Origin of the sequence: Prevotella fusca JCM 17724 (assembly GCF_001262015.1) — a bacterium.
Classification (GTDB): Bacteria; Bacteroidota; Bacteroidia; order Bacteroidales; family Bacteroidaceae; genus Prevotella; species Prevotella fusca.
This window is the reverse complement of sequence record NZ_CP012075.1, coordinates 306828-329637: the sequence shown is the minus strand read 5'-3', so window position 1 is coordinate 329637 and position 22810 is coordinate 306828. Positions and strand designations below refer to the sequence as shown.

General features: G+C 42.8%; 15 protein-coding genes. 6 read left to right on the top strand and 9 right to left on the bottom strand.

Annotation, left to right across the window (positions count from 1 at the left end):
• Positions 1-44: 44 nt before the first annotated feature.
• The 3 genes from ADJ77_RS08660 to ADJ77_RS08650 all read left to right on the top strand — a co-directional run bounded on the left by ADJ77_RS08660 (position 45) and on the right by ADJ77_RS08650 (position 4423).
• The gene (locus ADJ77_RS08660) at positions 45-2507 is read left to right on the top strand and encodes a DUF3160 domain-containing protein (protein ID WP_394330600.1); all 2463 of its coding nucleotides are present in this window, start codon (positions 45-47) and stop codon (positions 2505-2507) included.
• Positions 2473-3462 (top strand): CapA family protein, encoded by a 990-nt coding sequence (locus ADJ77_RS08655; protein WP_025078529.1) that lies wholly within the window; start codon positions 2473-2475, stop codon positions 3460-3462. Before ADJ77_RS08660 ends, ADJ77_RS08655 begins: the two co-directional genes overlap by 35 nt.
• Before the next feature lie 145 nt (positions 3463-3607).
• A complete protein-coding gene (locus ADJ77_RS08650) occupies positions 3608-4423 on the top strand; it encodes a hypothetical protein (RefSeq protein WP_025078530.1) in 816 nt (271 codons plus the stop codon).
• Positions 4424-5470: 1047 nt separating this feature from the next.
• Here the strand turns inward: ADJ77_RS08650 and ADJ77_RS08640 are convergent.
• From ADJ77_RS08640 to pheT, 4 genes are all read right to left on the bottom strand, one after another.
• Positions 5471-6085 (bottom strand): DNA alkylation repair protein, encoded by a 615-nt coding sequence (locus ADJ77_RS08640; protein ID WP_025078531.1) that lies wholly within the window; start codon positions 6083-6085, stop codon positions 5471-5473.
• Between the two features lie 399 nt (positions 6086-6484).
• Positions 6485-8149, bottom strand: a complete 1665-nt coding sequence (locus ADJ77_RS08635) for an AMP-binding protein (protein WP_025078532.1) — start codon at positions 8147-8149, stop codon at positions 6485-6487.
• A 688-nt stretch (positions 8150-8837) separates the two neighbouring features.
• Positions 8838-9569, bottom strand: coding sequence for a YebC/PmpR family DNA-binding transcriptional regulator (locus ADJ77_RS08630; RefSeq protein WP_050696289.1), 732 nt, complete (start codon positions 9567-9569; stop codon positions 8838-8840).
• Between the two features lie 12 nt (positions 9570-9581).
• The gene (gene pheT / locus ADJ77_RS08625; RefSeq protein ID WP_025078533.1) at positions 9582-12071 is read right to left on the bottom strand and encodes a phenylalanine--tRNA ligase subunit beta; all 2490 of its coding nucleotides are present in this window, start codon (positions 12069-12071) and stop codon (positions 9582-9584) included.
• A 332-nt stretch (positions 12072-12403) separates the two neighbouring features.
• Here pheT and ypfJ point away from each other — a divergent pair, with 332 nt between their 5' ends.
• Positions 12404-13288 carry a KPN_02809 family neutral zinc metallopeptidase gene (gene ypfJ / locus ADJ77_RS08620; RefSeq protein WP_025078534.1) on the top strand — a complete coding sequence of 295 codons (885 nt, stop codon included), beginning with the start codon at positions 12404-12406 and terminating at the stop codon, positions 13286-13288.
• Positions 13289-13962: 674 nt separating this feature from the next.
• Here the strand turns inward: ypfJ and thrA are convergent.
• On the bottom strand, positions 13963-16398 hold the full coding sequence (gene thrA / locus ADJ77_RS08615) for a bifunctional aspartate kinase/homoserine dehydrogenase I (protein WP_050696520.1): 2436 nt from the start codon (positions 16396-16398) through the stop codon (positions 13963-13965).
• A 153-nt stretch (positions 16399-16551) separates the two neighbouring features.
• Here thrA and ADJ77_RS08610 point away from each other — a divergent pair, with 153 nt between their 5' ends.
• Positions 16552-18126: an NAD(P)/FAD-dependent oxidoreductase gene (locus tag ADJ77_RS08610; protein WP_050696288.1), complete on the top strand. Its 1575-nt coding sequence runs from the start codon at positions 16552-16554 to the stop codon at positions 18124-18126.
• A gap of 606 nt (positions 18127-18732) precedes the next feature.
• Here the strand turns inward: ADJ77_RS08610 and ADJ77_RS08605 are convergent.
• From ADJ77_RS08605 to ADJ77_RS13350, 4 genes are all read right to left on the bottom strand, one after another.
• Entirely contained in the window at positions 18733-19734 is a 1002-nt protein-coding gene (locus tag ADJ77_RS08605) for a hypothetical protein (RefSeq protein ID WP_025078535.1), read from the bottom strand.
• Positions 19735-19771: 37 nt separating this feature from the next.
• The gene (locus ADJ77_RS13355) at positions 19772-20008 is read right to left on the bottom strand and encodes a hypothetical protein (RefSeq protein ID WP_051539302.1); all 237 of its coding nucleotides are present in this window, start codon (positions 20006-20008) and stop codon (positions 19772-19774) included.
• A gap of 56 nt (positions 20009-20064) precedes the next feature.
• On the bottom strand, positions 20065-21114 hold the full coding sequence (locus ADJ77_RS08600) for a hypothetical protein (protein WP_025078537.1): 1050 nt from the start codon (positions 21112-21114) through the stop codon (positions 20065-20067).
• A gap of 473 nt (positions 21115-21587) precedes the next feature.
• A complete protein-coding gene (locus ADJ77_RS13350) occupies positions 21588-21884 on the bottom strand; it encodes a transposase (protein WP_234398126.1) in 297 nt (98 codons plus the stop codon).
• A gap of 540 nt (positions 21885-22424) precedes the next feature.
• On the opposite strand from ADJ77_RS13350, the gene ADJ77_RS08590 reads away from it, so the two are divergent.
• A complete protein-coding gene (locus ADJ77_RS08590; protein WP_025078539.1) occupies positions 22425-22790 on the top strand; it encodes a BlaI/MecI/CopY family transcriptional regulator in 366 nt (121 codons plus the stop codon).
• Positions 22791-22810: the final 20 nt, after the last annotated feature.

The following is a 22810-nucleotide window of genomic DNA, read 5'->3' as shown; positions in this document are numbered from 1 at the left end:
ACATTTCCTATCACAATCTATTGCGAGAAGAGACCCTGAGAAGTATGGCTGTTATACTGTTACTTCTGCTCTTCGTCCCCACCGTGTGGGCACAAAACGACAAAACTGACGACTACACAGGTGATGCTTATATTGATCGAACTAAAGAAAAGAAGACACCACTTATCCTCCCCGGTACCGGAAAAATCAATGTGGAGAAGCTGAAGGGAAAGATTGACACACGGATGGATATTTCCCAACTCAATCTCGCTGAACTGCGTGCACTGCGGAATGCTTTTGCTGCCCAGCAGGGATATGCCTTCAAGGATGCCATACTGCGTGCAATGTACAGCACGACAACGTGGTATAATGATGCACTTTGGAAGCATTGGGAAAAAGAAGAAAAGGCTGGCAGGACCATTTCACCACGCTATACAAAAGAACAACTTGCCTTTGCAGAACGCATCCGTACAAGGGAAGCTGAATTGCGGAAACTGAACTTCAAGCCAAAGGACAGCAAGAAACTGGTCAACATGGATAATCTGATTAACCCGTTCCAGCTGACAGAATTTGACCCGAAACTACATAGTATGTTGGGACAGTATGGTTTTGCCATTGTTCCAGCAGAGCATAACCAGCTTTTCCACGTATATGAAAAGAATGATTATGCTGATTTTCCAAATTTTGTTACGACCGATCTCTTCCTGCAACTTTTCCATCTGTATTTTGATTGCGTACTGCGTGATGTGGAGGAAAAGCATCTGGATTCCCTGATGATAGTCTTCTCTTCCCAAATGGGAGCAGAAATGAAAACACTTGTAAGCAGCCAGAATGCAGAAGTGAAGGCTGCTGCTGAATATGATCAGGCATGGTTTGCTGTGGCTTCGTGGCTCTTCAGTCATGACAAAGCACCTGCTTCAACCGCTGCACTGAATGTTCCTGAAGCATACAAAAAGATGGTAATGGAAGAGATCGCTAAGGCTTTTGAAGCTGAGAATGGTTATTCTGAGATGCTTGAGTATTCTTTTCCAGTAGAGATGTTTGGTTATTCGCTCTTCCGTCCACGTGGTCATTACACCCGTTCTAAAGTCTGCGGTCGCTATTTCCGTGGTATGATGTGGTTACAGACAGCCCACTTCGGCACGGATAAGCCAGCTAAAATGAAACAGATAGCACTTATTGCCAATGTCTTCAACCAGCAGCCGAAGCTGAGGACTATATATAATAAGGTAAACGAACCTATCACTTACCTTATGGGAACACCTGACAACGTTACCCTCTTACAGGTTGCAGAACGCATCAAGGAGATGGACTTACCTATAGAGAAGCTGCTGTCTTCAAAAAAAGACATGGCTAAACTGACAGAGGACATCGAGAAGATGGCAAAGAAACAGATGCGTATCGAACTGAAGAAAACACATGGGACCAAATATGTCGTAGACATCATGCCACAGCGTTATCAACCTGATGCAGAGGCATTGATTGCAACTACTGACCAGGATAGTCCAGTTTCTCTCCGCCCATGCCCGAAGGGACTCGACTGGATGGCTGTAATGGGGCTGCAGGGTGCAGAGCGCATCCTCATGGACGAGCTGAAGGAAGCACAGAAGTGGTCGGATTTCCCAAAGGCATTAGCCGATGCTCGCAAGAAAACAGCTGACACACAGTGGGATGCCTGTATGGCTAATCAATGGATGTATTCACTCCAGACACTGGATGAAACTTCAGAGACAATGCCTTATTTCATGCAAACACCACAGTGGCAGAAGAAAAATCTGAATACTGCACTTGCATCCTGGGCAGAGCTGAAGCACGATGCCATCCTCTATGCCAAGCAGCCTATGCTGGCAGAGTGTGGTTCCGGAGGTCCGGAAGCACCTGTTGTGAAAGGTTATGTCGAGCCTAACGTAAAGTTCTGGGAAAAAGCTATTGCACTTGTAACAAGGATGGATAAAGTCCTTACCACATACGGCTTACAGACTGAAAAGGCTAAGAATGTATATGAACGCATAAAGGATATGGCTGAATTCTGCCGAGATATCAGCAAGAAAGAACTGGCTGGAGAAAAAAATAGCGAACAAGAGTATTTCGATATAGAGAATATCGGTTCAACCGTAGAGAACATTTCTTTGGAACTAGTCAGCGAAGACAACCAGATGTTGCAGGGCTGGTCAGATGTGGTTAGCACTGATAAGAAGGTTGCAGTTGTTGCTGATGTATTCACAGCTACTGGCGAAAACGTGGCTACAAAAGATATGTGTGTACTTTACGAAGGTGTTGGTCCTGCCTACGAAATATACGTAGTCGTGGAAATTGAAGGTTCCTTGTATCTTACACGTGGCTCTGTTTTCTCTTATCGTGAGTTCACTCGAGTGACTTCTGACCCACGTATGACGGATGAAGAATGGCAAGAGGAACTTAAAAAAACACCAACTGGCGGAACGCCATCATGGATGCAAGAAATTACAGCTCCTGTTAAGGGAATGAATGCTGATGATGAAGAAACATTCTATAGCTCGGGCTGTTAAAGCCATCCTATGCCTTTCAACTCCTATCCTACTATCCTTCAGCGGGATAGGAGTTGACTGTACTGGAAAGCAGATCACTGTTTCCAAAGTGGCAGATGATACTCTGCATATTGTTGTCACGGGTGACCTTCTGCTTGACAGAGGGGTAAGACAGAAGATTGATATGGCGGGAGTGGATAGTCTTTTCACATCTGCTATTGATTCAGTGTTCCTTTCTTCTGACTTTGTCATAGCCAATTTAGAGTGCCCTGTGACCAAAATCAGGGAGCGTGTGTTCAAACGTTTCATCTTCAGAGGTGAACCCGAATGGTTACCGACATTACGGCGTCATGGAATCACTCACCTTAACTTAGCCAACAACCATAGCATAGACCAAGGAAGAAGTGGACTTTTAGACACGCAGGAGCAGGTGAAAAAAGCAGGTATGATACCTGTCGGAGCTGGCAGGAACATGGAGGAAGCTGCCGAGCCCATACTTATTTCCACCACTCCTCGACATATCTGGCTGATTCCTTCACTACGATTACCGTTAGAGAACTTTCCCTATCTGCCAAAGAAACCTTGTGTCAATCAGGAGAATATTGATAGTCTGACGGTGCGTGTTACACGCCTACGGGCAGCAGATGCCCGTTGTTATATTCTCATTCTGCTGCATTGGGGATGGGAACATCATCTCAAAGCCACCCCACAGCAGCGTGAGGATGCACGCAGACTGATTGATGCTGGAGCTGATGCTATCATCGGACACCACAGCCACACACTCCAGACCATTGAGACTTATCGGGGAAAACCTATCTATTATGGCATAGGAAACTTCATCTTCGACCAACGAAAACCAGCCAACACACGGGCTTGCATAGTAAAGTTGTCTATCACCCAAAAAGACTGTAAAACTACAGCATTACCCATAGAGATAAGGAACTGCGTGCCCCATCTAAGTAAAATGCAATTTTAAATTGCACAGTTTTGCGCCATTACGATAACTTTTAAGCAAAAAAGTTTGGAGATTTACGTTTAAGTATATACTTTTGCAGCAATTCTGAGGGCACACCCCCTACATACGGTTATACCAAAAAGCAAATTGAAAAATTACATATTATATGAAGCGACAAGGACAAGCATTATCGTTAAAGAATCTAACAAAGAGTAATGTCTGGGACATTCAGGAGAACGATGTCTTCCGCCTTTGGGCACAAGCTGAGCGTGACGCTGATCTAAGGGATAACGAGCGTCACTACATTGACGTTATCAAGAGTGCCTTTACCATTGAGGAAGTCAATATTGACAAACCCGAGGTTATCAAGAAATACGAAGCACGGGGATGCCAGGTTGGGCAGGTAAGACTCGATGAAGGTACTACTGTGAAGTGGGCTTTGAAGAAGAAACCTATCCAACGAGTAACCGACCTCACATGGGAGAACATCCATCATGTGTCGGCTCAGAAGCTGATAGAGGTACTTGAACGCAACTTCGGCGGGGGCTGGGAAAGCCTTCCACAGAGCGTACAGGATATTATACTGAGTGGATTTGACATAAGCACAACCACCCTACCTACGGCACGACTGAAAAAGCCAGGTGGTCTTTATGAAAAGAAGGTAGCAGACGGATTTGAAGTACTTGAGATTTCCAAGGGCTCATGGACTGAAGCTATCTTTGCCAAGGAGAAGCCTATGGCAAGCGTAAGCCATACTAAATTCCCGATGCCTGATGAAATGGCTGAAGAAGAAAACGTACTGGTCAACCTTGATGATGATGACGAGGACATGCCTGAGGAGACAAAGAACACGGACGAAGAAGACGATGACGACTTCGACGAAGATAAGCTCACTGAAGAAAGCTATCGTACCACTTTCGACACCAACCCAGAAGAACTGGAGATGCAGGCAGATGAAGTTGGAGAAGAAGAAGACTTCTAAACAAGCATATCCGCATTATAGTCAAACGTTAAAAATATAGTATAGGCAGATTCTAAAAACCACCTTTGATGATTTTTTGCCTTGCAACCGAGCCGTTTTTACTTTTTTCATAAAGGCGCATAGCAGGCTATACGACTGAAAAAGAAAGCAAAGAATGCCGCAAAAAGCAAGAATACATAAAGAGCTGATCGCATTCATCAAATGAACCTTTCAGCATTGAACCTTTAAAATCAGCCTATAATAAGAAATTTTATCGTCTGGTAAAACTTAAATTGCATACTCTCCCATTCTCTCTTAGACAGCACTAAACAAGAAGAAGACCCACCGATTTCAGTCGGCTGGGTCTTCTTCTTGTCCTGTTAATCTTGTCTCATTCTAATTTGTAGTACGCATCTTCAAAGCGGCAGAATAACTGTCAGAATACTTATGAAGGCGATTCGTTCTTTTAGTGCTTCTTAGCCTTACGCGCCAAAGCCTCACGACGAGCATTCTGAATCTCAAGGAAACGAGCATCCATGCAGCTGTCAAACTCCTGGTTTTTTATAATCAGTCTTTCCATAATTGTACTGTTATCTTAAATACGAAATCGTGTGCAAAGATACATTCTTCCAATCAATTGTAACACATTTATACGTATTTTTTATACTGAATACAGTTGCTTTTTGATTATCATCAATGCTTTTGACCTATATCAAATATGCACTTGTATTACAATAGATGCAATGAAAAAGATTGGCAGTCACATATAACTTTTGTACCTTTGCATAGAATTTCCATAGAAAAATAAGTAATAACCGCAGAACCAATGGGGTTCAGCACAAAAGAAGAAAGGATAACATTATGTTTACATTCGGTATCGTAACAATCGTAGCAGCCGTAATTGCAGAAGCACTGATTGTATCAAAGAAGATTAATCTTGATTAAGTAACTGCAAATCAGACAAAAGACCAGAAAATTAAATCGAACACTGTCGACAATAATTGGCAGCTGACAGATAAAGAACAAGCCGGTAGATTGAAAAATCTACCGGCTTGTTCTTTGCACACCTTAAAGAATATTGAGGTCTGCAAGTGCTTTCTGCGCAATGACATCAAAGTCAGCACCTAAGTCACAGAAGCTGAGAACGCAGTTATAAGCTGCGTGCCTTAACGGGAGACTCTCCCCTGCCAACGTGACATGAACCTGATCAAGGAACTCATTGATACCTCGCTCATTGGGTTCCATACCACGGGCAAACAGACGGGCAAGCAGCTGATAGCCGCAAAGCTGATACATATTGCAGTCGGATGCTATCCATTTATATGCCAGGGCAGGCGCAAAATCAAGATACTGAAGCAGGTGGAAGGCTAACAGCTCTGCCATTTCCTGCGTGCGGAGGCGCTCCATCCATACCTCAACGAGGTCTTCATCCATCCGCTCTGCAGGCATAATAAGCGTTGCAAGCACCTGACATTCACGTATATCTTCTTTCCAAAGTTCTATGGCGAGTTCATAGTTCTTGCCGTATTCTGCCGCCATCTTTTGCAAATCAGGAATAGGAACACCCCAGTTTATCTTGTACGAAACGCCCTTCTGACGCATGGAATGTGATGCCACGCCATTCATCAGCAGACGGAAAGACCGTTTTATCTCCTTTAGTTGTTCATGTATTTGTTCGTTCATTATTCTACTGTCTTTATAAATTAATAAGCTCTATTCTCCGACTTCCATGCCATCAAGAGGCAAGGAATGACATAAAAGTTCTACAAAAGTACATCAAAAAAACGACTTTCAGAAACTTCTGACAATCTTATTGGAAACAGTCAATACTAATGAAAGTATCAGAACTGATGGAAATAATAATATGGGAAAGACGTAAAAATATCGTTTCAAAGAGCCTAAGCAACCACACTACTTAGAAATTATATTTCACAACTGCTGGCTTATTTACTGCTTGTTGATAAGCATTTATCCTCTCCCATATCCTTTTATGTGCAGTAAGTGAGTACTGTGTCAGTTATCGTAACAGATAGCGGATTGATAAAATACCGTCTGGATAGCTGTAACTTATGAACCACAGCCTTACTTCTCCTGGTAAAGATAACGTTTAATGCTCTTCTTCGGTGTCTTTACAAACTCCTCATCACGCAATTCAATGGCGGAAAGATGACAGAAAGACGGAAGCATACCATTCAGTTCCATACGGTTCTGTTCCATGACATCCTGCAAATCCGACGGAGAGAAGCCCAATTCCTTAGCTTCATCCATATCCGGATAAACCAACCCGACCAGCTTGTCATCACGCTGAATGACAATACACTCACTGACCATCGTCATAGAGTTCAGCTTATCTTCTATCTCTTCTGGATAAACATTCTGACCATTTGAACCTAAAAGCATGTTCTTTATACGACCACGAATAAACAAATGACCATCCTCACTCATCGTTCCAAGATCCCCCGTATGATACCATCCATCATCGTCAAGAACGGCTTTGCTGGCTTCTTCATTCTTGTAATACCCAAGCATTACATTCTCGCCTTTAGTGATTACCTCACCTGGAACGTTTGCAGGATCAGGACTGATAATCCTTACCTCCATGCTTACAACGGCCGTACCACAGGAACCGGGCACAAAGTCCTTATAATCACTATAAGTAATCATCGGACCGCATTCCGTAGCACCATATCCGCTGGTAACAGGGAAGTCAATACTTGTCAGGAAGTCCTCGATTTCCTTGTTAAGGGCAGCACCACCTGTAATAATCTCGTAAGCATTCCCTCCAAAGACCTCCATGACAACGGAACGGATGTTCTGCTTCACCTTCTTGCTGACAACGGGCATCTTCAACAACATACGGGTTGCCGTACTCTGAACCTTAGGAAAGACATTCTTGCGGATAATCTTCTCCACAACCATGGGCACAGCCACGACGATGGCAGGATGAATGTCTGCACAAGCCTGAGCTATAAGAGAAGGACTTGGCAGACGGGTAAGGAAATAAAGATGACTACCAAAGCTGAACTGACAGACAAACTCGCAAATCATACCATACATGTGTGCCATCGGAAGCATACAAAGAACTTTGCTGTCTGGTTTGATATGTGGCTTCAAATCGGCTTCTGCCCATCCTAAGTTGCTACGTAGAGAACGGTAACTCAGCATTACTCCCTTTGAAAAACCTGTCGTTCCACTGGTGTAATTAATCAATGCAAGGTCGTCAGCCTCATCCTTGAAATAGTTTACATCCTCTGAACGGAAGAACTTTGGATATTTCTTTCCAAAGAGTGCGTTCAAGTTTTCACGAGCATGCGTCAAAGACTCTGAACGCGAAAGGAGCAATGAGAAATCAGGCAAATAGACGATTCCTTCAAGCTGGGGCATCTGTTCCCCGTCGATAGTTGTAGCAACAACGTCGCCTACAAAGAGAAGCCTTGCTTCTGAATGATTGACAATATTATATATCTGTTCTGGCTTGAACTCATGCTGGACAGGTACTGCTACAGCTCCATAAGCGAGTGTCGCAAAGAATACAACTGCCCATGAAGAGGAGTTCCTACCGCAAAGCGCAACCTTGTCACCCTTCTTCAAGCCACTGTTCTCAAAGAGAATGTGTAATTTCTCTATCTTACGTGCTACGTCATGGTATTGAAGTGTAGCACCAAGATAATCCGTCAGAGCATCTTTATCCCAGTTATCTTTGATGCTCTGTTCTATGCACGCATTAAAACTTTTTATAGATTCCATTACACAAAAATATAATTTGCGTGCAAAGATAAACATTTTTCTGCACACTAACAAATAGTTTGTGCAAGAAATAATATGCTAAATGGATAAAAAGAAAGAAAAGGCTGACTGTTAAAGTCTTTACAAAAGAAACGAAATTCCCTTTTACTTTGTCATCCTTCTATCATTAGAATCTACGTAAGAAAAAACATTGAAACACCTGAAATATCTTTACATATAATTCTTCTATTCACCATATAAAAACAGATTTCAACTCTAACTCTCATGCACCTACAACTTACAGGAAATCAATAGGTTACAAGAGCTTACAAGAAAAGGTGCTTAGTTAGCCTTCAAAAGGGCGTTAGTTAGGCTTCAAAAGGGCATCTATTGGACGGCTATTAAGCCTTAATTCGAATGCTTTTAAGCATAGATTAAAAACAAGGATGTAAAAAAACAGGACAAAACAAACATCTATCACGTTCTTGTTCAAGAACTAAAAAGACAAAATCCTCAATAAACAAAAACAAAAAGAGACTATTACAAAAATGTAGGGACACACAATCTGCATGTCTGTCAGTAGCGGCTTATATGGAAGCACAACCGTGCTTTCCATCCAATAGCCCTGACTACATTCTTGAAATAGTCTCTTTCTATGTTCTTAAAACTAATTACACCTTATTATATATAGGCGTACTGAAGAACGAGATTAGTCCTCTGCTGGCTTCATGTTAGTGTAGACATTCTGCACGTCGTCGAAGTCTTCCAGACGCTCAACCATCTTGTCGATTGTCTCACGCTCCTCTGCAGTAACGTCCTTCAAGTCGTTAGGAATACGAGTGAACTCAGCAGAAGTAATCTCAAAACCGTTGTCCTCCAAGTGCTTCTGAATCTCAGCAAAACTTGTTGGCTCACCATAGATAGTGATTTCGTTCTCTTCTTCATCCTCGTCGAACTCATCCTCTACTCCGTAATCAATCAAGTCGAGAATCAACTCTTCCATATCCAAGCCGTCCTTCTTCTTGAAGCTGAATACTGCCTTGTGGTCAAAGAGGAAGCTGAGAGACCCCTGTGTACCAAGGTTACCGTTGAACTTATTGAATACAGAACGGACATCACCCACGGTACGTGTGGTGTTATCAGTCAATGTATCAACAAACACAGCAATTCCGTGAGGACCATAACCCTCGTATGTTACCTCCTTGTAGTCGCTCTGGTCCTTACCCATTGCGTTCTTGATAGCACGCTGGATATTGTCCTTCGGCATGTTCTCACGCTTACATGTTGCAATAATGGCACGAAGGCGTGGGTTGTTCTCAGGCTCAGGTCCACCAGCCTTAACGGCAATTGCGATTTCCTTACCTAACTTAGTGAACGTACGGGCCATGTGCCCCCATCTCTTGAGCTTACTTGCTTTGCGATATTCAAATGCTCTACCCATTGGATTTGTCTGTTAACGGAGTTCTGCTCCGAGTTTATTTGTTAAATTCTTGATTAATTTCTGCATGATGGCATCAATAGCCTTGTCGTTGAGTGTCTTGGTCTCATCCTGGAGAATGAAGTTGACAGCATAGCTCTTCTTGCCTTCCGGGAGATTCTTGCCCTGATAGACATCAAAGAGTTCTACACGCTTCAAGAGTTTCTTTTCTGTCTGACGGGCAATTTCCTCAATCTGTGCAAACTCAACATTGTTGTCAATCAACAGGGCAAGGTCACGGCTTACTGCTGGATACTTTGATATTTCCTGGAACTCAAGTATGTTCTTGCGAACAGCATTCATCAGCCCAGCCCAATTCAACTCGGCATAATAAACATCCTGTTCAATACCAAAACTCTTCAGGAGCTTATGGCTGAGAATACCCATCTCGACCACTACTTCACCTCTCTCCCTGACCATCTTTGCTACAGGCTTCTTCAATGCAATTGCTTTGTCAAAGATATTGTTATCAGACTTACAGCTGTGAAGCAAGCCCTGAGGAATACCAATGCGACGGAGAATGTTCTCAACGTATGCCTTCAGTTCATAGAATGTACTGTCCTCATCAGGATGCGCCCATGAACCCTGTACACGCTTACCAGTTACCCAGAGAGCCATGTGATAGCCCTGTGCATAAGCATTGATAGGGCTTTCTTCTGTCCATAGTTCCTTGTTATACCTATAGATATTACCAACCTCAAAGAAGCGAAGGTTCTGTGCCTTACGGTTTACATTGCGTACAATACTCTCCAATCCACCGAAGAGAAGGGTCTGGCGCATCACCCCCAAATCAGCAGAAAGCGGGTTCATAACCTTCACTGTATTCTCCCAAGGATAGGCATTGAGAGCTGTCTCCTCATAGTAAGAACTCTTAGTGAGAGAGTTGTTCATAATCTCAGAGAAGCCTGCACCTACCAACTGCTCACCGATGATGTTCTCACGATGATAGTTCCTGTCGGCATCTTCTGCTATTGTCAATGAAGACTTCAGTTCTGTAGGAATCTCCACATTATTGTATCCGTAGATACGAAGGATGTCTTCAACAACATCACAAGGACGCTGTACGTCAACACGATAAGGAGGAACTAAGAGGTCAAGCCCCTCAGCATCTTCCTTCTGCACCTTCATTTCAAGACTTTCAACAATACTCTTGATTGTTTCATTGCCAAGTTTCTTGCCAATGAGGCGGTCGCAATATTCATAGTTCAGACGTACTGGGAAGTCTTCCATCTTCTTAGGATACTCATCACGAATCTCCATACTTACCTTGCCACCTGCCAGTTCCTTACAAAGAATTGCAGCCTGCTTCAGTGCATAAACGGTTCCGTTCGGGTCAATACCACGCTCGAATCGGAAGCTGGAATCAGTAGAAAGACCATGACGACGGGCACTCTTACGAATCCATGTTGGATGGAAATAAGCACTCTCCAAGACCACGTTTCTTGTAGTTTCATAAGTTCCACTACCCTTTCCTCCGAAGACACCGGCAATACACATAGGGGCTTCCTCGTTGCAGATTGCAAGGTCATGTTCGCCAAGTATATGTTCTTCACCATCCAAAGCAACGAATTTCTTACCCTCGTTCTTGTCCTTAACGATGATATGATTGCCCTTAACCATGTCTGCATCAAAACAGTGCATAGGCTGACCGTATGCCATCATGATATAATTGGTAATGTCTACAATATTATTGATTGGGCGCAAGCCGATGACATTCAGCTTGTCTTTCAACCACTGCGGACTTTCCTTCACCTCACAATCCGTTATGCTCAGACAGGCGTAACGACGGCAAGCATCAGTATTCTCAATGGTCACATCAATAGGAAGATCATGATTATCAACCTTGAAAGCATCGCAAGAAGGACGGTGAAGCGAAGTCTTGTAACCGTTCTGTTTCAACCAGGCATAGAGGTCACGTGCCACACCATAATGACTCAACGCATCGGCACGGTTAGCTGTGATGTCAATTTCAATCAGCCAGTCACTGTCCAAGTGATAATACTCTGATGCTGGCTGACCGACAGGTGCATCCTCTGGCAACACAATGATACCATCATGGGCAGTACCAACACCAATCTCATCCTCGGCACAAATCATACCAAGACTTTCCACACCACGCAGCTTGCTTTTCTTGATTTTAAATTCCTTATCGCCATCATAGAGCACACAACCCAAATCAGCAACAACCACCTTCTGCCCTGCTGCCACATTCGGTGCGCCACACACGATCTGCTGTGGCTCTCCCTTGCCAAAGTCAACAGTTGTTACGTGAAGATGGTCTGAGTTCGGATGAGCCTCACATGTCAGCACCTTGCCGACATACAGGCCTTTCAGTCCGCCTCGTATCGTTTCAACTTCGTCCAGTGCGCCTACTTCCAAACCTGTCGAGGTCAGCGCAACTGCTGTTTCCTCTGGTGTCAGGCTGAAGTCAACGTATTCCTTAAGCCATTTGTATGAAATCTTCATTATATAGATATATTGTTTGTTCCAAAAATACATGCAAATTTACGAAAAATATCAGACATGGCAAAAGGATAAAAGAAAAAAGCCATTATATCAAGGAGGAACTCACCGTTTCAATAATCATAATGAAGAAAAACAACGCCATACATCATGAACGAAAAAATACAGCTTGATAACTTTATGTTATTGGTTTTTCACATAAACACTGCCTTTGAAACAACAAATGACCACAATACAGATCCTTAAGATCACAAGTTAAAACGGTGGTACTTGCAGATGTCAGGATAATCATTTACCTTTGCCAATGCAAAACAGGATTTAAAACAAAGTACAATATGAGACTTACAGGACGTAGAGAAAGTAATAATGTGGAAGACCGCCGTGGCATGGGCATGGGGGCAAAAGCTGGTATTGGTGGCATTGGAGGCATTATCGTCATTGCCCTTTTCACCCTTCTGAGCGGTGGAGACATGGGGGATGTGGTAAACAATGTCCTTCAACAGGAATTCCAAGAACAGACAACTTCATCAACCAACGGGCGCCAACGGCAGTTTACGGAAGAGGAAGAGAAACTCGCAGACTTCTCAAAACAGATTCTGGCAGGTACAGAAGATGTATGGAGCGAACAGTTCCGGCTGCACGGAATGAAGTACCAATACCCCACCCTCGTCCTCTTCACGGATGCTGTCCAGACCGCATGCGGCAATGGGTCTGCAGCAATGGGACCATTCTATTGCTCGGCTGACCAACGACTTTACCTCGACCTAAGTTTCTTCTCCGGCATGCGTAAAGAGCTTGGAATACAGGCAAAGGGTGACCTCGACTTTGCATACGCATACGTCATAGCACACGAAGTGGGACACCACGTGGAATATCTCCGTGGTATTCTTGGAAAATGTCACGCTAAGATGGCTCGTCTGAATAAGGAAGAAGCCAACAAACTGAGCGTAAAATTAGAGCTCCTTGCCGATTACTATGCAGGCTGTTGGGCACATTATGACAATGAGAAGTACCAAAGCCTTTCAGACGGTGACCTTGAAGAAGCGATAGACTGTGCTGAGAAGATTGGCGATAACTATCTTCAGAAGAAAGCACGTGGCTATGCACAGCCCGAAACATTCACACACGGAACTTCCGAACAGCGTATATACTGGCTGAAGAAAGGTATTGAAACTGGTGACTGGAATACAACAACCTTTGCACCTGGTGACTTAGACTAAGGGAAACTTTATCTAACAGGTATCAAATCATTGATATTCAATATATTCTTATCCATTTATAACTTCACAACTATATGGGTAAGAAATAAAGGGGGCAGCCCGAAAGGCTTTCTTTCAAAACACCCTGAACCCTCCTTGTAAAGACCAAAAGGAGAAAGACACCACCCTCTAAACTTGCAGGAAACCGCAGTGTTCATTACTTCTATCCAAACAAAAGAACACAAAGGAACAAGGCTTTTTTTTGTAAAGATACTTCACCCCTTACAATGCAATTGACGATGAATTGCATTCCAATTAAGCACCAACTGGGTTCCAATAGGTGCTTAATTGAAGTCCAACTAAGGCTTAATTGAAGCCCAATATAGCACCTTTTCTTGCACCTTCTTATAACACATTGATTATATGAATGTTGCAAATACGAATAAAAAAAGAATACTATCCTGTTTTCAAGCACGGATACAAACAATTCATGTCAAAATATTTCAAAACCACAAATCACCAAAACACAATGCAAGTTGCAGCGGACTTCTACCTTAACAGGAGGTAAATACAACCTATAGTCTTGCCTTGTTGCAAATATAAAGCTCTACTGACCGAAGAGAGAATACTACGCAAAGGGGTAAGGATGGCTTTACAGGATAATTGTCACGACGCAGAATTTACAGGACATGACCCTATATGTTGGCAATGCTCATGATATTGGCAAATACCCCAGCTGCAGTAACTGATGCGCCTGCACCATAACCTTGGATTTGCATAGGATACTCCTTATAACGGTCGGTGGTGAGCAGAACTATGTTGTTGGAGCCTTCAAGATTATAGAAAGGATGGTTGGCGCTGACCTCTCTTAGCGCAACATTTGTCTTTCCGTATTCCATTGTCGCAACGAAACGCCAGCGTTTACCCTCATTGGAAAGTTTCTGGCGGCGTTGCTCAAAGTCGGCATCAAGAGCAGGAAGACGTTTCCAGAAATCTTCCACTGAACCCTGGAAGTAATCGTCTGGAACAAAGAGATGCTTCTCAACATCCTCTTGTTCAACCTTGTATCCTGCCTCACGCGTAAGGATTACCAACTTACGAACCACATCTGTTCCACTGAGATCAATACGTGGATCTGGTTCACTATAACCTTGCTCTTTTGCTCGCCTGACAGTCTCTGAGAACGGAATATCAGCACCGATTTCATTAAAGATAAAGTTAAGTGTTCCCGACAGAACTGCCTCAATCTTAAGTATCTTATCTCCCGAATTACGTAAATCATTGATTGTTCCAATGATAGGCAAGCCAGCACCTACATTCGTTTCAAAACGGAACTTGACACCACGCAGGAGAGCGGTCTGCTTCAAACGATAATAGTTCTCGTATGCGCTGGATGCAGCAATCTTGTTAGCAGCAATCACTGATATATTATTCTCCAACAAAGACTGGTATAAAGCAGCAATGTCCCTGGAGGCTGTACAATCAACAAATACCGAGTTAAAGATGTTCATATTGAGGATTGCATCACGCAAGTGCTCCGGGGTTGACGGTTCACTCTCCTTGAGTTCTTCACGATAATTATCGAGGTTTAAGCCGTCACGATCGAAGATAGCATTCTTGGATGAGGCTATGCCCACTACTTTCAGTTTTAAATTAGAATTCAGCTTCAGCTCTTCATACTGGCTCTTGATCTGTTCGATGAGTTTTCCTCCTACTGTGCCGATACCGCATATAAAGAGATTCAGCACCTTGTACTCAGACAGGAAGAACGAATCATGTAGGACATTCAGCGACTTTCTTAAATCAGATCCCTTCACAACAAACGAAATATTCATCTCTGATGCACCTTGTGCTATAGCGATGATGCTGATTCCCGAACGGCCGAGTGCACCGAAGAGCTTACCGCTGATACCAGATGTACGCTTCATGTTCTCACCGACAATAGCCACTGTTGCCAGTCCGCTTTCTGCGTACATTGGGAACATACGTCCATCTTCTATTTCAAGTCGGAACTCTTCATTGAGAACCTTCACGGCATTGGCAGCATCTTCATCCTTCACACCGATGGACGTATTGTTTTCCGATGCAGCCTGCGATACAAGGAAAACACTGATTCCATTGTTGGCAAGAGAACTGAAGATGCGGCGGTTGACACCAACGACACCCACCATCGAAAGACCAGTCACGGTAATAAGTGTAGTTCCCTTGATAGACGATATACCTTTGATGGGTTTCTGATTGTTCTCAACATATGACTTGATAACCGTACCCTGCCCCTCTGGGTTAAAGGTATTCTTTATCTTGATCGGTATATTCTTAACACAGACAGGATATATCGTAGGAGGATAGACCACCTTTGCACCAAAGTTACAAAGCTCCATCGCCTCCGCATAAGAAAGCTCATTGATGGTGTATGCGCCTTTGATGACACGGGGATCGGCGGTCATGAAGCCATCTACATCCGTCCATATTTCCAGCACTTCTGCACTGAGTGATGCGGCAAGGATAGCAGCCGTGTAGTCACTTCCTCCACGACCGAGGTTTGTAATATCGCCCGATTCACGGTCTTGCGCAATGAAACCCGGAACAAGGGAAATACGGGAAAGGTCTTCGAATGTATCTGATACAAGTTTATTGGTGAGTTCCGAATCGAGACTTCTTTTGCCTTGCTTCTCCTCTGTCTTGATAAATTCACGGGCATCAAACCATTTTGCTCCACGGATGAGCGTTGCCACAATGTTTGAACTCAGACGTTCTCCATAGCTTACAATCGTATCCTCCGTCTTGTGACTGAGGTCATGGATTAAGAATACACCGTAATAGATGGAATGAAGCTGTTCAAAGAGGCTGTCAACTTTCTTGAACAGCACCTCACGATCATGCGGGTCGGTAATAATGGCATCTATCATCTTATGATGCCGTTCAACCATTGTATCGAACTCTAACCTCCACCCCTCATCACCTTTCAAGGCAAGTTGAGATGTAGCTATGAGCTGATCAGTTATACCACTCAAGGCACTTACAACCACAATGACAGGCTGACGCTTGGCCTCCTTTTCAACAATCTTCTGCAGATTTAAAATACTCGAAACAGAACCTACGGATGTTCCACCAAATTTTAATACTTTCATTCCTGATACTTTTTTGTTATTATTCAGCATCCCCTTTACAATGGGGGAAATGCAAAACTTGAGAGCAAAAATAATAAGAAATATTGCAATAGCCAACGTTTTTCTCGATATATTTGACTAAATTTGTGGCAAAAAGAAGAAGAAATACTATATATGACAGAGGAATATCAGTTACGTGTTTTGCCGCAGGTTGCCTATAATGAAAACAACATGAAGGCATACCTTGCCAAGGAAAAAGGGCTGGATGAGCGTACAATTTATCGTGTTCGGGTTTTGAAGCGTTCTATTGATGCACGCCATCGCGACATATATGTTAACCTGAAAGTTCGCGTATATATTAACGAATTTCCGCAAGACGAGCCCTATGCAAAGACTAAATATCAGGACGTAAGCAGCTGCCCTTCAGTCATTGTCGTGGGTGAAGGTCCGGCCGGTCTGTTCTCTTCCTTGAAGCTCATAGAGTTAGGCTTACGCCCGATAGTCCTCGAACGTGGAAAGAATGTGCGTGACCGCAAGCTGGACATGGCGCTGATTACGAAGACACAAGAGGTTGACCCTGAGTCGAATTATTGCTTTGGCGAAGGTGGTGCGGGTGCTTATTCGGATGGCAAACTCTATACACGAAGCAAGAAGCGAGGTCCTGTAGACAAGATTCTGAATGTCTTTTGCCAGCATGGGGCATCACCTTCTATCCTTGCAGATGCCCATCCTCATATTGGTACAGACAAACTTCCACGTGTAATCGAGAACATGCGCAACACGATACTTGAGTGTGGTGGTGAGGTTCATTTCCAGACAAAGATGACCTCATTGATTCTCGAAGGCAATAAGGTTATTGGTGTCGAGGCTGTTGATAACCGTACTGCAGTAAGCGTAAAGCGTGAGTTTCATGGTCCGGTAATCCTTGCCACGGGGCATTCTGCACGTGATGTCTACCGTTATCTTGCTGAAACCGGGATTGAAATGGAAGCAAAGGGAATTGCTGTTGGTGTACGACTGGAACACCCATCCCACTTGATAGACCAGATACAGTACCATAATAAAAATGGAAAAGGGAAGTATCTCCCCACTGCAGAGTACTCTTTTGTAACACAAGCACATGGACGTGGTGTATATTCTTTCTGCATGTGTCCCGGTGGTTTTGTTATTCCTTCAGCTACAGGTCCGGAACAGATTGTTACCAATGGAATGAGTCCTGCCAACCGTGGCACTCAATGGTCGAACTCGGGTATGGTTGTTCAGTTGAACCCAGAGGATGTTGAAGGCGATGACATACTGCGCATCATGCACTATCAGGAGCAGTTGGAACGGGACACATGGCAGCAGGGGAACCGCAAACAGACGGCTCCGGCACAACGTATGGCAGACTTTGTAAACAACCGCTTGTCGTATGATCTTCCCAAGTCAAGCTATGCACCAGGGCTTATTTCCAGCCCACTGCATTTCTGGATGCCTTCCTTTGTCACGAAACGTCTCCAAGAGGCCTTTAAGATCTTTGGCAGACAGGCACATGGTTTCCTTACGAATGAAGCGGTAATGATAGCTTCCGAGACCCGCACCAGTTCTCCTGTCCGTATTCTTCGTGACCGTGACCGGCTCATGCATGTACGCCTTGAAGGATTTTTCCCTTGTGCGGAGGGCGCTGGTTATGCCGGTGGAATCGTCAGCGCCGGTATTGACGGGGAGCGATGTGCAGAGATGGTCTCGGCTTATCTTCAACAGCTTTAAGCCCAAGACGTTGTCCCTTCTTGCTAACAGTCAATTACTATGCAAGAAACTTGATACCTCTAAATCGTTCGTCAGGAAGATTATGGTATATAAACAGGTGGGTCATGAGTTACAAACAATCCTCTGATACCCCCTACTTCAATGACCAGCTGGGGCTAAACAGCTTAACCTCACAAAGAATATTTACAGAACACACCAAAGTCAACACCCCGAAAAGAAATCATTGTGACAGCTTTCGGGGTGTATTGATATTAGTGCTGTCCGCCAAACATTTCACGGATAAGTTAGTCTTTAGTGTATTACTATATATCATCATTGGCTATAATAAACCTCTCTTGCCGTTTTCAATCAATGTGCTGTGACCTAACACAGATGGTGTTATTGGTAAGCACCAATGGTGTTGAGTACTAAATACCTTGCAATATGTTGCTGGAATGGCAACAAGTTATTGTAAGAAAAGAACTGTACTACCAAAAGTAAACAAAAGTTATTTGATTAGAGGGATTGCTTCTCCAAAGACAACACAATATTATCTACTAAAACGAGAATCTGCATTGGAGCAAATACTATTTAAGTTTTATCAGACAGCAACATAGTTGGTATACGCTATAATGTCAGACGCCAATCTACATTCTCTGTTGTCATCTCTGCAGCCTCTTCTTTAAACATGATATTCCGAGCCTTAGGTCCTTCAACCTTGATATCAACAACTGTCATTACATTGCGCTTCAGTGTCAGCTGCTTACTCTCCTGTTCAACAGTCCCATCAGCCTTTGTCCATACTATTTTGACTTCAACAGTAGACTGGTAACCGTCCTGGCATGCCTTCTCTATATTGTAAAAAGAATAAGTAGCCATGTCATCATATGCAGGACTGGTACTATCCAAAGCTATCCGCCAGCCGACATAATCAATTACCAACTTTCCTTCATCTGGCGGTGTCACCTTAAAACGCAGACCGAAAACGGTGCGTTTCATGTCTACCGTCAGGTCTTTTGTTGCTTTCGGACTGAACCCTTCAAAGTTACCATAGAGCTTGACAAGGCGGGGATAAAGAATAGTTCTTGCATCTGCAATCTTTGTTTCACCCTTCTTTATCTCATTAAAATTCTCCTCTTTTGAGAAAACAAAGCTATTTTTGGCTTTTGTAGCCTTCTTTGCGCCATGTGTTAACGGTGCAGAATAGCCTTCATCACTGGAATAGAGCTTATCCGCTCCTTCCTCAACTATCAGACATTCCACCTTATAAAGATTCTCCACATTCATCTTTACAGCTATCTTCGAAGGATTGGTAAACAAGCCATAAGCATACATGGAATAGCCTTCATCATTGGGTTTCTTCTCATAGACATTGACTGCATAAAGCCTTTTCTTACCTTTTTCGTTGTCTGTCATACCTCTGCTCAGCAGCTGCCCTTTCGTCTCCAAAGGCTCGTCAATGGTTTCTACACGCAGCTCTGTCGGGCGGATGCGAACTACACGGGTCAACTTATCTTTGCCTTTACCCGTCTTTTTCCCACCATCATAGTTTTCCAAAACTGGCTTCTCACAAGCTGCAAACAAAAGAATACACAGCAAAATCCAAATCCAGGTTACTTGTTTTTTCATATCATCGAATGTTTAAATTAGTAATAGTCAGGTTAAATTATTCGTCCCAAAGCGACTTGAATGTTGGACGCTCATCATTGCATGGCATGAAATCAGAGAAAAGGTTTTCTTTGATAAGCTGCTGAAGACCTTGCTCAAACTGATTATGAACCAGACCTTGCTCATCCGTTAACGTACGATTAGCACTTCCGGTCTTTCCTGGCGAACCACTCAACAAACAGGAAGAGGAGAAAACGTGATGTTCCCTCATTAAAGGTTTAATGTATGTTTTCATGTTCTACTATTTAAAATCAACTAATTATCATGGCATAATGTAAAACTGCAAGAACTCTATCTGTTCAGATACTTCTTACCATTCACTATTATTATTCCTTTATAGTCTCTGCCAACCTGTTGCCCTGCAAGGTTATAAACAGGCCTGTTCTGGTCAGACGCATTATTCTTTTCAGCAGCATAAACCCCTAAAGAGACGTCAAATCCGAGAAAGCTCTTTGCCTGTGAGACAGTAGATGGAGAATAAACAAGATATGCTTTGTGCGCCTCCGTTGTAAATGGCTTGCCATCTGGTTCCTTCCAGTAAAAGCCGACACCATTGCTGCCCTTTGCAAACATATAGTACACCTCCCCTCCGGTAGTCACGCTTATATCATCCGAACCACGCAAAGAATTATCCAAATCAGGCACACCCTTCTCCATCGTTTCCTCAAAAAGATACTTACCTCCTTCTGCTTCCAGAACTGCAGCAGTTCCTTTCGGCAGGACAGCACCTGTATTATATACCTTACTTCGGGAAAGAAGATTCCCAACAATCTTGTAGGTACATGCAACAACACCTTCAGGAACTTTAAAAGACCTGTCGCTATAATAAAGCGTAGCTCTCCCAGCAGAAGAAACTGTTACAAGAACATCATTAGGACGTATTTTCTCATAAAATACTTTTATTGATTTTACATGAAATCCACCTGAAGCTCGAGGAGTAAATGATAGGATGTAAGCCTCACCCTTCCATGTACTTACAAAAGTCTCTCGAATAGTTCTTTTCGTAATCTTCCCCACTTCGTCCGAATAAAACTTCAACTCATCCCTTCTATTAGAGGCAACAAATTGAATAGATGTTATTTTACGATTATCACCTTCTATCGTCAACACTCCATCAGCGTCTATCTTCAAACATTTAGCTTTATTATTAACTTTATATACAGGTAGAGCACCACCTTCCTTAGAAACACTAAACTTCAAGTAAATTCCATCCTTCACCATAGTTGCCGGCACAACATCATTTGGAGAAGAACTTGAGAAATCAAATTCAACACAATCCTGTGCCCATATCATTACAGGCAACAATAGCATTAGACTCAATAGGATAATCTTTTTGGACATAGATTTTAGGTCTTAATATCAAGTTCGCAGTCGCTTTACTTATGCGCTGCAGAACGTAAAATTGGTATAATAGACTATTTTTATCAATGCTATATTCAGTCATTGACGATGCAAAGATAACTAAAATATCAATAACAAGAAAATAAATCAGATAAAATTATTATCAATAGTCCGTTAATTTTTTGCAGTTTATTAAGTTTTCACCCAAAAGCCGTAACTATTCAGCGGTAATGAACATTGAATATCAAGAACTTATAAACGTGATATTGCGAAAAAAGGCTCAAAATGACATTCTTTACCAAAATTTGTATGTGTCTGTTTATGTAACTTCTTGATAATCAATAGTGGCTTATACGCCTTATCGCTGAATAGTTACTCGTGAAAAATAATTATACAAGCCACATGAGCAAAATTGATTTTAAGCCCAGGACCGATTGCCGCCAAGGCTCTGTTGGTGGCATAGAGCAGGGATTCTATGGAAAATAATCCATAGGTCTGAGCCATTTCCCTTTGAGGATGCGATAAAGAGTCTCAGCAATATTAAGATGTGGGCTATAAAGAGGGAGAAAGAAAAGAAACATCCTCCGCTTCTCCCATATGGGACGAAACTCCCGCACAAATCTGCATCTGTGTACGCTTGCGTTGTCAAGGAATACAAAGATTCTTTTGCTGATACGGAGCGACATTCGGTCAAGAAAGTCAGCGACCTTATCTGGAGTCATATTCTCTGCCGTAGTGAATCCCTCATGTTTGTGATTACGGTCTATCATACCAAATATGTTAAGCCGGAGACCTCTTTCAGAGGGGATGTAGATATCCACACCACGGACCTAACATCCGTATGGCACATATCCATCAGTGCAGATATGACTCTCATCACTATAGTAAAGGTCTATGAGATCGTTCTTTTTCCTGTTGTACGAGTTCTTGCTGCTTTTCTCTCTTGTACGCATAGAACTGCGACGAGGGTTTCCCTTTGGGACGTTTCCTTATACGTCTCTATATCTCGCGTCAAAATTCAATTATGTACTTACACAAAGAAACACAAGAAAATATGAAATAAGTTATGTTTCAACATCTACTTAGAGTCTTATCACCTTTCTTCTTGTTCTTCGAAAAATAACTTTTTAATGTTTTATTGAATGGCAAAATATAGTTCTATGACAGGCTTTTCTTATATTACTTAAATTTCGTATTAGTTTGGTGTATAGTGTAATAAAGTCATTTGATTAATATTTTTTAATATTATATACTTGACTTTGTTACGAAATAATCGTAGCTTTGCAGCAGAATTAAGTATGGATTTAAATATGGATAAACTAACTAAACAAGAAGAGGAAGTTATGTTGCAAGTATGGCGGCTGGGCAGTTGTACTATTAAAGAAGTGCTACAGAAGTTGGAAATGCCCAAACCTCCCTATACAACAGTGGCTTCTGTCATGAATAATCTGAAACGCAAAGGATATGTAGATGCGGAACAGAAAGGCTTGACCTATCACTTCACGCCAAGGATAGAACAATCTGAGTATAAGGCAGATTTCATGAGTGGGTTTGTTGATAAGTATTTTAAGAAATCTTACCGTGAAATGGTATCTTTTTTTGCAAAGGAAGAAAAGATTTCTCCAGATGACTTGAAAGATATTATCAATGAAATAGAAAAAGGGAAAGAAGAATAATCTGAAGTGCTTTTGTGCCG

Excerpts from the sequence above, each read along its gene's own strand:
- ADJ77_RS08590 (WP_025078539.1), top strand. The coding sequence starts at position 22,425 with ATGGATAAACTAACTAAACAAGAAGAGGAAGTTATGTTGCAAGTATGG.
- thrA (WP_050696520.1), bottom strand. The coding sequence starts at position 16,398 with ATGAAAGTATTAAAATTTGGTGGAACATCCGTAGGTTCTGTTTCGAGT.
- ypfJ (WP_025078534.1), top strand. The coding sequence starts at position 12,404 with ATGAGACTTACAGGACGTAGAGAAAGTAATAATGTGGAAGACCGCCGT.
- ADJ77_RS08610 (WP_050696288.1), top strand. The coding sequence starts at position 16,552 with ATGACAGAGGAATATCAGTTACGTGTTTTGCCGCAGGTTGCCTATAAT.
- ADJ77_RS08605 (WP_025078535.1), bottom strand. The coding sequence starts at position 19,734 with ATGAAAAAACAAGTAACCTGGATTTGGATTTTGCTGTGTATTCTTTTG.
- ADJ77_RS13350 (WP_234398126.1), bottom strand. The coding sequence starts at position 21,884 with ATGATAGACCGTAATCACAAACATGAGGGATTCACTACGGCAGAGAAT.
- ADJ77_RS08660 (WP_394330600.1), top strand. The coding sequence starts at position 45 with ATGGCTGTTATACTGTTACTTCTGCTCTTCGTCCCCACCGTGTGGGCA.
- ADJ77_RS08600 (WP_025078537.1), bottom strand. The coding sequence starts at position 21,114 with ATGTCCAAAAAGATTATCCTATTGAGTCTAATGCTATTGTTGCCTGTA.
- ADJ77_RS08635 (WP_025078532.1), bottom strand. The coding sequence starts at position 8,149 with ATGGAATCTATAAAAAGTTTTAATGCGTGCATAGAACAGAGCATCAAA.
- ADJ77_RS13355 (WP_051539302.1), bottom strand. The coding sequence starts at position 20,008 with ATGAAAACATACATTAAACCTTTAATGAGGGAACATCACGTTTTCTCC.
- pheT (WP_025078533.1), bottom strand. The coding sequence starts at position 12,071 with ATGAAGATTTCATACAAATGGCTTAAGGAATACGTTGACTTCAGCCTG.
- ADJ77_RS08640 (WP_025078531.1), bottom strand. The coding sequence starts at position 6,085 with ATGAACGAACAAATACATGAACAACTAAAGGAGATAAAACGGTCTTTC.
- ADJ77_RS08630 (WP_050696289.1), bottom strand. The coding sequence starts at position 9,569 with ATGGGTAGAGCATTTGAATATCGCAAAGCAAGTAAGCTCAAGAGATGG.
- ADJ77_RS08655 (WP_025078529.1), top strand. The coding sequence starts at position 2,473 with ATGATGAAGAAACATTCTATAGCTCGGGCTGTTAAAGCCATCCTATGC.
- ADJ77_RS08650 (WP_025078530.1), top strand. The coding sequence starts at position 3,608 with ATGAAGCGACAAGGACAAGCATTATCGTTAAAGAATCTAACAAAGAGT.